Here is an 11262-nt window from a genome sequence, read left to right on the forward strand (position 1 = left end):
ATATGCGGAAGACAGGTGAACGCTTTTGTTTAATGTCGAAATGTATCAAGGAAAAAAAGAAAAAAACTATGAACTGGTCCAAAAACAACTTTCCGCCTTAATTGAAGATGAAACGAACCGGATTGCCAATTTAAGCAATGCGGCGGCTTTACTGAATCAGTTTCTAGATGAGATCAATTGGGTCGGCTTCTATCTATACGAAGAAGGCCAATTGATATTAGGACCATTCCAAGGGCTTCCGGCATGTGTCCGCATCCCAATGGGCAGGGGCGTATGCGGAACATCCGCGGCCACTGCAAAAACCTTGCGCATCGAGGACGTCCATCAATTCCCTGGACATATTGCCTGTGATGCAGCATCGCGATCTGAAATTGTCATTCCTCTCATGCAGGAAGGCAATTTGATTGGTGTGCTCGATATCGACAGCCCGATCACGAACAGATTTGACGAAATTGATCAGCAGGGACTCGAGAAGTTCGCTGAGATTCTTTCCAAGCATTTATAACATGAAAGGGAGCGGCTCATGCAAGCTGCTCCCTTTTTTCATTGCAGGACTCCATGCACATGCACCCGGTCCTTGCCTGAATTCTTCGCGCTATATAACGCCTCATCGGCCCTTTTGACGATTTCATTGACACTATCCTGACACCCTTTCCCCCAATGGGACACGCCTGCCGAGATCGTCACACCTGGATCGGAAATATCCCTCACTTTATCCTTCAGCCGTTCGGCAATTAGAATGCCCGTTTCCAAAGATTCACATGGCAAGTAGATAGCAAGCTCTTCCCCGCCCCACCTTGCCCCTATATCATGATCACGAATATTATGCAGGAGAAGGTTCGCCACTTTGATCAAAATTTCATCGCCAACCTGATGACCGTATGTATCATTTATACTTTTGAAGTTATCGATATCGATCATGATGAATGCTCCCCCTTCATCCTTTTCCATTGATCTAGACATTTTTTCATCAAGGAATCCCCTGGAATACAGCTGTGTCAGATGATCGGTAATGACCATTTTTTCAAGTTCTTCCCGCAGAATCGAATTGGCCATCGCCATGCTGGAGTGATGGATGAGGGATTGCAGCAACTTGAACATTTCGAACGAAAAGAAATAGGCCTCCGTATGGAGGATGACGGCGAAGCCCTTGATTTCATCCCCTTCCATCATCGGGACGGCCATCAGGGAACGATACCGTATCTCTGCATCCGGGAGATGCACCCTTAGATCACCGATGAAAAGCGATTCCTTCTCACTCCCGAGCCTATCGATCAGGAATGAGACATAAAGACCCGCTTCCCCTGAATCAAAAAAATCCGAGCTGCCAGAGAGGATTGCCCCCGCGTCATCCAGATCAAGCGTCAAAAAGCCAACTTGTTCCGCATGAAAGGATGTGATGATCTGCCGCTTCATATATTCCATCGTTTCATCCAGGCGCAGATTGGAATTCAAATGGCGGGATATCTCATTTATAAGCTGCAGGTCCGCAACAAGCCGTTTGGATTGTTGATACAGCTGGGCGTTCTCCAAGGCGCTCCCGGCCGTATTGGCAAGCAATGATATGAACTCGATTTCCTGCTTCGGGAAAGTGAGGGTTTTAGGAGCAATGACCTGAAGCACTCCATAGACTCCCTGTTTCCCCTTTAATGGTGCATATAGAATGGATTGATTTTCGGAAGGCTGATCTTCGAATTCCATATTGCCCGATACATAGGCTTGCAAAGCGGCCACATTATCACTATCATATTCGAGTTCCTTGATCGGCAAGTTTTCATGACCGTCATGATCATGCGAAAGTAACAGGAAATACTCGAATGTCGGATACACGGTATGTAAAGTAGCGATGATCTCCCCCAATACCGCATCCCTGCTCATGGAAGAATGGAACTTTTCTGTAACCTTGAAAAGTTGTTTATACCGCCTTTCATCGTCCGATATCTTTGAAATGGATAAAGCGGTTTTCAAGATGATCGTGAATTCATTAGCAAAGATGGAGCCTTCCTCCAACGTCAGGCTGGAAAGAGCGCTGGCTTCCCGTTCTTTAAATGCCGTCACGCCAATCACCTTCCCGTTATCCCAAAGGGGGATGGCGACATGAATATCCAGGGCTCCCGCTTGCATGCGGACCATTCCATCCCCATCACCAACTTGTTCTCTCCATAATAATTGAATATAATCCTGAACAGGGGCTTCCATGATATAGTCGTGAAGGCTTCCAGTCGAGGCTTCTTTATAGAATTGCTGTTTCCACTCATCGAATTTAAAGAACGTGACCTCTTCCATCTCCAGCAATTCTTTTGTATCCAATAAAAAGGTCTCCAAAAACGTCGCGTCATGAAGTTCATCTTTTCTATTTTGCATGTGTTGAAAGAAGAGCATCCTTAATTGATTTAATATCTGAGCTGTTTTATTCTTCATCTTTATCATCCCTATATTACAGCCTATTTTTTTGAGAGAACCTGAGATTTCATCATATCCGAAAGTTGAATCGATGCAAAGAAACCGGGATCAGACCATGCAAATAACATATAATTAGGGCTCCCAATGAAAAGGGAAAACCACCCATGAAATTATGTTTTATACTCATTATTTCATTATAACGCTCACTATGAAAAATTCCTCCCTAATAATAGTATTTTTTAAATATTTTGTCTTTCCACCTTCTTCGGTTCACTTTCCCGCTTCTTTAATTAATCGCCGATACCCTTGACTCATTGAGCAGAATATTATACAATACTCCTTGTGTAAAATATTGCAGCCTATGTGACAGCTTTTATGTTCTCATTTTGTTCCTCCTTACAGAGGTGTATCTCGTAACTCTCTGCTGCTAGGGCGAAGGTACATGAAAACAAAATGGTCATGATCGTCCATTCACACGGTTTTTATTTTACCAAAATAAAAACATTTAAAGGAGGAGTCATCCTATGGCTCGTTATACTGGCCCAAGCTGGAAACTATCCCGTCGTTTAGGAATTTCCCTAACAGGTACTGGTAAAGAATTAGAAAAACGCCCTTATGCTCCAGGACAACATGGTCCTAACCAACGTAGAAAAATTTCTGAATACGGAATGCAACTACAAGAGAAACAAAAACTTCGTCACATGTACGGAATCACTGAACGTCAATTCCGTTCAATGTTCGACCGTGCTGGCAAAATCAAAGGTGTTCATGGTGAAAACTTCATGGTTCTTCTTGAATCACGTCTTGACAACCTAGTTTACCGTCTTGGTTTAGCTCGTACACGTCGTCAAGCACGTCAACTTGTTAACCACGGTCACATCATTGTAGACGGACGTCGCGTAGACATCCCTTCTTACAAAGTGTCCCTTGGACAAACAATCGCAGTTCGTGAAAAATCACGCAACTTCTCAATCATCAAAGAATCAGTTGAAGCAACTAACTTCGTACCTGATTTCCTTACTTTCGATGCTGAGAAATTAGAAGGTACTTTCACTCGTTTACCAGAACGTTCTGAATTGCCTGCTGAAATTAACGAAGCGCTTATCGTTGAGTTCTACTCTCGTTAATACTTTGTTAACTTTAAAAACCCTAGAAACATTGATTTCAATGTTTCTAGGGTTTTTTTCTTGTTCTCCTGAATTTTCGTTCTCTTGGAATGGAGGACGTTTTTTAGATAGGCTGTTTTTTCGCATAGATTGTTCATCCACCAAGCTATGCGGCGCGGTTGATTGGAGCGGAAATCAACCGTTCTGCACTTGCGCAGTGAAGCCCGGCTGTCACTCAGCCGGGCTTCCCTACACTTATTTCACTAATGTATATTTCTTCTTGCCGCGGCGAACGAGGATGAACTCTCCCTCGATCTTGGCAGCTTCCGTCACGACATACTGCAGATCCGTCACTTTTTCTCCATTGATGGAGATGGCACCGTTTTGGATATCTTCACGGGCTTGGCGCTTCGATGGGGAGATTTTCGCTTCGACGATCAACTCGACCAGACCGATATCTTCCTTGCTTTCACGTTCAAAGCTAGGGACATCTTTAAAGCCCAGCTTGATTTCCGCTGCAGTTAAATTCTTCACCTCACCGCTGAATAGCGCAGCAGAGATTTTGATTGCTTGATCAAGGGTTTCTTGACCATGAATCAAACGGGTCATCTCTTCGCCCAACGTTTTTTGCGCTTTGCGAAGATGCGGTTCAGACTGTACGGATTGCTCTAGCTCTTCAATCGTTTCACGAGATAGGAATGTGAAGAATTTCAAGTATTTCACGACATCGGCATCAGCTGTATTGATCCAGAACTGGTAAAACTCGTACGGGGTTGTCTTTTCCGGATCAAGCCAGATCGCTCCGCCTTCCGTTTTACCGAATTTCGTACCATCCGCTTTCGTTACGAGCGGAATCGTCATACCGTATGCTTTTGCTTCCTCATCATTCGATTTCCGAATCACTTCAAGTCCTGTCGTAATATTGCCCCATTGGTCACTTCCGCCAATTTGTAATTTACAGTTGTAATTGCTGTATAAATGCCCGAAATCAATTCCTTGTAAAAGCGTATACGTGAATTCAGTAAAGGAAATCCCCGTGTCCAGGCGCGAAGCAACTGTATCCTTTGCCAAAATGTAGTTAATGCCAATGTATTTCCCATAATCACGCAAGAAGGTGACGAGATCGATTTTACCCAACCAGTCATAGTTATTGACCATGACTGCACCATTTTCGCCCTCGAATTCAAAAATATGTGATAGCTGCCCTTTGATGCAGTCGGCATTATAAAGAACTTTTTCCAGCGTTTGCAGCTGGCGTTCCTCCTTTTTACCACTCGGATCACCGATAAGTCCAGTCGCGCCGCCAACTAGCACAAGAGGACGATGGCCGTGCTGCTGGAAACGGCGCAATGTCAAGAATGGCAGCAGATGTCCGATGTGCATACTATCGGCAGTCGGATCTACACCGCAGTATAAAGAAATTTTCTCTTTTTCTAATAGGTCTTTAAAGCCCTTTTCGTCCGTTTGTTGATAAATAATCCCTCTCCATTCGAGGTCTTTAAGCAATTCCATGTAATATTCCTCCTCCATCTATAGAAAGCCTCCGCAAAAAGCACACAAAAACGCCCCTTCATAAATATGAAGGGACGAATAAATTCGCGGTACCACCCAACTTGAGGACATACTATGCCCTCCGCTCTAAAACGAATAACGGTCGTCAACCGTTCCCTGCTACTATCATTTCACAGCAAATGCTCCAGGAAGTAATTCATCAAACCATTTGTACCGATTTCCACTAACCACCGGCTCTCTAAAACAGGGATAGTTTGACTACTGGGTCCTATCATCGCGATCAATTCATTCTTTTATTGTTGTTAATAAACTTTTATCATACATAAGATTGCTTGTCAACATTACCCTTACAGATTCTAGAAAAATAAGAAAGATGACCTTTCGCCTACTTGTTATATGCTATAATATATGTGATTTCAGGGGGTATGATACGATGAATAATATTCAAAAAGATAGATTACGGACGGCATGGAAGCAGCTGACCCGTTTTTTCCGAAATGAAAAGACACAAAAAAATGCGCGGGTCACCTACCAGGTCTTTTGGAATTTAACGCTGATCCTCATTATTGTCGGGATTCTAGGATTCTCATTCGCCGGCGGCGTTGGAGCCGGCTATTTCGCTGCCCTCGTCAAAGATGAGCCGGTACGCTCAAAAGAAGATCTAAAAAAAGACATCTACAATTATGAAGAGACCTCTGAGGTATACTTTGCCAATGATGTGTATTTGGGCAAGCTTAAGAGCGATCTCGAGCGTGAAGAAGTGTCAATCGATAAAGTTTCCAAGTATCTTCAAAATGCGGTCATCGCCACAGAAGATGAATATTTTTACGAACATGACGGAGTTGTCCCGAAAGCGATCCTGCGTGCCATTTACCAGGAATTCTCCAATGCATCCGTCCAATCGGGAGGAAGCACATTAACGCAGCAGCTCATCAAAAACCAGGTGCTGACAAACGAAGTGTCGTTTGATCGGAAGGCAAAGGAAATCCTGCTTGCACTCCGGGTAGAGAAATTCTTTGAAAAAAAAGAGATTTTGGAAACTTACCTAAACGTCTCCACATTGGGAAGAAACTCTTCCGGTCGGAACATTGCTGGTGTCGAGTCGGCTGCTGAAGGTATTTTTGGCGTGGAGGCCAAGGACCTGACACTGCCCCAATCCGCGTTTATCGCCGGATTGCCGCAAAGTCCATTCGGTTACACACCATATACGCAGCAAGGAAAATTGAAAGATAATCAACAGCCTGGCATCAACAGGATGAAAACCGTTTTAAAACGGATGTACAGTAACGGATACATAACAAAGGACGAGTATGATAAAGCAAAAGCATACGACATAACCAAAGACTTTATCGGAAAATCGGAGATGCCATCGGAGAAGTATCCATGGCTCACCTATGAAATTGAAAAACGCTCCATTGAAATCCTTTCTGTCAATCTAGCAAAAGAAGATGGATATGAAGAAAAGGATTTAGAGGATGATGATCTAAAAGCGCAATATGTAGCCCTTGCCGATCGTAAGCTGCGACAAAATGGCTATAAAATTTATACGACCGTCAACAAAAAGATTTATGACAAAATGCAGGAAGTAACGAAAAACTATCCGAACTTCGGATACGATAAACCGACGCAGGTCGTCGACCCGGATACGAAGGAAACGAAAACCGTCAGCCAGCCCGTGGAGGCCGGAGCGATCCTGATCGAGAATAAAACAGGGAAAATCATCAGTTTCGTTGGCGGCCGCGATTTCAAGCGGGAACAGACGAACCATGCGACCGCATCATTGCGCTCAAACGGTTCAACGATGAAGCCATTGCTTGTATATGGCCCAGGGATCGAGCTAGGCAAGATCTCGCCTGGCAGCGTATCGGCCAACGTGCCGATTTCCATTGGATCTTGGAGTCCCGGGAACTATGGCGGCGGCAGCTATACGGGCGTATCGACTGCCCGCGAGGCCCTGAAGAAGTCCTACAATATCCCGGCAGCGCTCTTTTACAAAAAGATAATCAACTTGAGACCTGCTTCGTATTTGGAGAAAATGGGCTTCTCCACCGTGACGAAAGGCGATTACTCCAACCTGTCCACGTCATTGGGTGCCATGGACAGAGGTGTAACCGTTGAAGAAAACGTCAATGCGTTTGGCACTTTTGCCAATTCAGGGGAATTCATCGATGCTTATATGATCGATAAAATCGTTTCGAAGGATGGCAAGGTCATCTATCAGCATAAAGTGAAACCAGTGGATGTTTTCTCTCCACAAGCCGCTTACCTGACGCTTGACATGATGCGTGATGTCGTAAACAGCGGGACGGCGGCGTCGGTCAGGAACCGCCTGGCCTTCTCAAGCGATTGGGCCGGGAAAACCGGTACTTCACAAAATTATTGGGACGCTTGGTTCGTAGCCACCAATCCGAATGTATCGTTCGGGACATGGCTCGGTTATGACAAGCCAAAATCCTTGCAAGGCAACTATAACGGACTTGAATACAATAAACGGAATATATATTATTGGGCCGATCTGATCAACGCGGCCTACAAAGTCGAACCGAAACTCATCGATCCCGATAAACGGTTCCAAATGCCTGGCGGAATCGTCAGCCGTTCCTTCTGCGGCGTTTCCGGACTGCTGCCTTCAAGTTCGTGCCAAAAGGCCGGACTTGTCAAGTCGGATTTATTCATCGCCAAGTACGCACCATCCAAGGCGGATAATAGTTTCATAGACGGACAATATGTTTCAGTCGGAAGCAAGCGCTACGCCGCCCTTCCGCAAACACCTGGCGAATTCACGAGCGGCGGGTTCATGCTCAACCCAGATTCGTTTGCAGATATCGGTTTGCAGTATGTGATCGATCCGGGCGCCATCATTCCTGGCGGCGAGGAAAAGGGGGAAGTCGTCGCTACGAAAGCGAAATTGAATGATAATGGCAAAGCGCCCGCCCCCCTTTCCATCTCCATGAGCAGCGATAAGATCACTTGGGGGCTGCATCCTGAAGGGGATGTCGTCGGCTATCGTGTCTATAAGGACGGGAAAAAAGTGGCGAGCATCAATGCTGGTGCAGAGCTTGTTTATAAAGTCGGCTCAGGCGGCTCCTATTACGTAACCGCCGTTGACATAGTCGGGAAAGAATCGTCTCCATCGCAACATGTCGAAAGCGGCGCTAAAAAGGCAAGCAAAGAAGATTCGACCAAAAATAAAGACGATAGCAAAAAAGATAACATTGCAAACGAAGATAAAAAAACGGAAGCAAAAGAAGAAACTCGCACATCAGGTCAAGATAAGGCCAAAGATTCTGATACACAGCAAGAACAAGATAAAAACAAAGATCAGGATCAAGACGAAGATGATGCAGATAAAGAGGATACAAAGACCGACAAGAATAAAGACACGGTCAATGATAAAGACAAAGAATCCAACAACGCGGAAGAAGAGGAAGAATGATTCTTTTCGTAAAACAGGCTGGCGGGATCAAACCGCCAGCCTGTTTTTTCCTATCAAACGACATAAAAGGCATCCATGCGCTGAACATGGATGCCTTTTTACATGTTATTTACAATCAATCCTCCATCGATGATAGATCGCCAGTTGGCAAATCCAGTTCCCAGGCTTTTAAGACGCGGCGCATGATTTTACCGCTTCTCGTTTTCGGAAGCTTGTCCCTGAATTCAATCTCACGCGGCGCGGCATGCGCTGCAAGACCATTTTTTACAAATTGGCGGATTTCCTCAATCAAGGCATCGTTTGCATCGTATCCGTCACGAAGGGCGATAAACGCTTTGATGATTTCCCCGCGGACTGGATCGGGCTTCCCGATGACCCCCGCTTCAGCTACGGCCGGATGCTCGACCAGCTTGCTTTCCACCTCGAACGGCCCCACTCGTTCCCCTGCCGTCATGATGACATCATCAACCCGGCCTTGGAACCAGAAATACCCCTCTTCATCCATATAAGCGGAATCCCCGGAAACATACCAATCGCCAGGCATGAAGTAAGATTCATATTTTGCTTGATTATTCCAGACAGTCTTCATCATGGAAGGCCAGCCTTTCTTGATGGCCAGGTTCCCCATTCGGTGCGGCGGAAGTTCATTGCCTTGATCATCCACTATCGCCGCTTTCACGCCAGGTATCGGTTTTCCCATCGAGCCCGGCTTGATTTCCAGGCAAGGATAATTGCAGATGACCTGTGCTCCCGTCTCCGTCATCCACCATGTATCATGGATGCGATGATTGAAAACCTTCATTCCCCAGCGGACCACCTCAGGATTCAATGGCTCGCCGACACTCAGGATATGGCGGAGGGAACTCAAATCGAAACGTTTAACGATTTCGTCACCTGCCCCCATCAGCATCCTGAAGGCAGTCGGTGCACTGTACCAAACCGTGACACCAAAATCCTGCAAGGTTTTGTACCAGGATTCAGGCTTGAATCGCCCGCCTACAATGACATTCGAGGTTCCTGTAAGCCATGGTCCGAAAATGCCGTAAGACGTCCCAGTCACCCATCCAGGATCGGCTGTGCACCAATACACATCCTCCTCCTGCAGATCCAGGACCCATCTTGCCGTTTGGTAATGCTGTACCATCGCATTATGAACGTGAAGCACGCCTTTAGGCTTCCCTGTGGAACCGGATGTATAGTGCAAGATCAATCCGTCATTCCGATCCACCCATTCAATGTCGAATTTGGTGTCGGCTTCTTTTAGCTTTTTATTGAAGTGATGATACTTTCCCTCTTCTTTTATATTCTCGCCCACTAGGAAAATATGTTTCAAATGGGGCAATTCATCGACCGGGACGCGCGGCAGAAGTTCCGGGGTCGTAACGAGGACACTTGCTTCACTATCTTCGAGACGGTCCCTTACCGCGCCTTCCATGAAGGCCTCGAACAACGGTCCGACCACCGCTCCCGTTTTAATCGCACCCAGCAAGGCAAAGTAAAGCTCCGGGGAGCGTGGCATGAAGATGAAGACACGATCTCCTTTTTCGACAGAGGCAATGTCCTTGAACACATTGGCCGCTTGGTTCGTATAATCCTTCATTTCCTTGAATGTATATTTTTCCTTTCTTTTATCGTCTTTATAATAAAGGGCTATTTTGTTTTTTCTGTATGTTTCGGCATGGCGGTCAATGGCTTCATATGCCAGATTCACCTTACCGGTTTCGGACCAGGAGAATTCCTTTTCCGCCTCGGACCAGTCAAACCCCTTGTATGTTTCATCGTAATTCTTTAGATTGAACTTACCTTCCACTACTGGCAACGCTTTCACATTCATACGACAAACTCCCCCTTTTTTCGGCTCTATATGCTCATTATAGTATAAAGGAATAATTATCTCAATTTTTAAAATACTAGCCGTTTCCATAATAGGGAAAATGAATGGTTGATAAAGCATTGAAATCGCCTGCACTATATTGTTATCGGGAAGACAGGTATAATGATGCTAACAGGAAAATGTGCTGTGGCAAAAGAATGATATTCGCCTTGAACTTTCTGAATTAAGCTATGTATAATTTAAGGTATACTTCCATTTGCTCGGTTTTCAAGCAGCGCGCCTTATCCTTCGCAAACGAAGTGTATAAGAGTACTATTTTACAAGGATGGTGAAAGAATGGAATATAACAAGACCTTTTATGCCAAGGAACTGCAGACATTAAGTGGAACCCTCATCATCGAGGGGCCGTTGGATGGGGAACGGATGTCGGCTTATGAGTTTCATGAAGACTTGGTCGCCTTTCGTCCGCCTGCTTTGCAGCATAAAGCGTTAATAGAGATTGCAGACTTGCCTGAAGGCAGGATCTTCATCGCACGTAAACAAGAAACCATCGTTGGTTATGTAACCTATTTATATCCGGATCCGTTGGAACGATGGTCGGAAATCGAGATGAAGGACCTGATTGAGCTAGGGGCAATCGAGGTCATCCCTGAATACCGGGGTGCCTCCGTCGGAAAGAACTTGATCCGCCTTTCGATGGAAGACGATTCGGTGGAAGACTTCATCATCATCACGACTGAATACTATTGGCACTGGGACTTAAAAGGCACTGGCCTTAATATTTGGGAGTACCGCAAGATCATGGAAAAAATGATGAGCGCCGGGGGCCTGGTTTACTTTGCAACGGATGATCCGGAAATCAGTTCCCACCCAGCGAACTGCTTGATGGCCCGCATTGGCAAGAGGGTGCCGCCGGAATCCATCGAGAAATTCGACCAGCTGCGTTTTATGAATCGGTTCATGTATTAAAG

At 45.6% G+C, this 11262-nt stretch carries 7 protein-coding genes and 1 other annotated feature; of the genes, 4 read left to right on the forward strand and 3 right to left on the reverse strand.

What is annotated here, in order from left to right; genetic code table 11:
- Nucleotides 1–25 precede the first annotated feature (25 nt).
- The gene (locus tag CVN76_RS22785) at nucleotides 26–505 is read left to right on the forward strand and encodes a GAF domain-containing protein (protein WP_100533158.1); all 480 of its coding nucleotides are present in this window, start codon (nucleotides 26–28) and stop codon (nucleotides 503–505) included.
- A gap of 38 nt (nucleotides 506–543) precedes the next feature.
- Here the strand turns inward: CVN76_RS22785 and CVN76_RS22790 are convergent, their stop codons facing one another.
- On the reverse strand, nucleotides 544–2421 hold the full coding sequence (locus CVN76_RS22790) for a sensor domain-containing diguanylate cyclase (RefSeq protein ID WP_100533159.1): 1878 nt from the start codon (nucleotides 2419–2421) through the stop codon (nucleotides 544–546).
- A gap of 506 nt (nucleotides 2422–2927) precedes the next feature.
- Here CVN76_RS22790 and rpsD point away from each other — a divergent pair.
- A complete protein-coding gene (rpsD, locus tag CVN76_RS22800; protein ID WP_061142268.1) occupies nucleotides 2928–3530 on the forward strand; it encodes a 30S ribosomal protein S4 in 603 nt (200 codons plus the stop codon).
- Between the two features lie 234 nt (nucleotides 3531–3764).
- Here rpsD and tyrS read toward each other — a convergent pair whose 3' ends face one another.
- Nucleotides 3765–5021 carry a tyrosine--tRNA ligase gene (gene tyrS / locus CVN76_RS22805; RefSeq protein ID WP_100533160.1) on the reverse strand — a complete coding sequence of 419 codons (1257 nt, stop codon included), beginning with the start codon at nucleotides 5019–5021 and terminating at the stop codon, nucleotides 3765–3767.
- 67 nt (nucleotides 5022–5088) lie between these two features.
- Nucleotides 5089–5305: a binding site (T-box leader), on the reverse strand.
- 149 nt (nucleotides 5306–5454) lie between these two features.
- Here tyrS and CVN76_RS22810 point away from each other — a divergent pair.
- On the forward strand, nucleotides 5455–8457 hold the full coding sequence (locus CVN76_RS22810) for a transglycosylase domain-containing protein (RefSeq protein ID WP_100533161.1): 3003 nt from the start codon (nucleotides 5455–5457) through the stop codon (nucleotides 8455–8457).
- Nucleotides 8458–8572: 115 nt separating this feature from the next.
- Here the strand turns inward: CVN76_RS22810 and acsA are convergent, their stop codons facing one another.
- Complete coding sequence (acsA, locus tag CVN76_RS22815; RefSeq protein ID WP_100533162.1) at nucleotides 8573–10291, reverse strand: acetate--CoA ligase; 1719 nt, start codon at nucleotides 10289–10291, stop codon at nucleotides 8573–8575.
- A gap of 336 nt (nucleotides 10292–10627) precedes the next feature.
- Here acsA and CVN76_RS22820 point away from each other — a divergent pair, with 336 nt between their 5' ends.
- Nucleotides 10628–11260: a GNAT family N-acetyltransferase gene (locus tag CVN76_RS22820; RefSeq protein ID WP_100533163.1), complete on the forward strand. Its 633-nt coding sequence runs from the start codon at nucleotides 10628–10630 to the stop codon at nucleotides 11258–11260.
- Nucleotides 11261–11262 lie beyond the last annotated feature (2 nt).

It is taken from the genome of Bacillus sp. mrc49 (assembly GCF_002803435.1).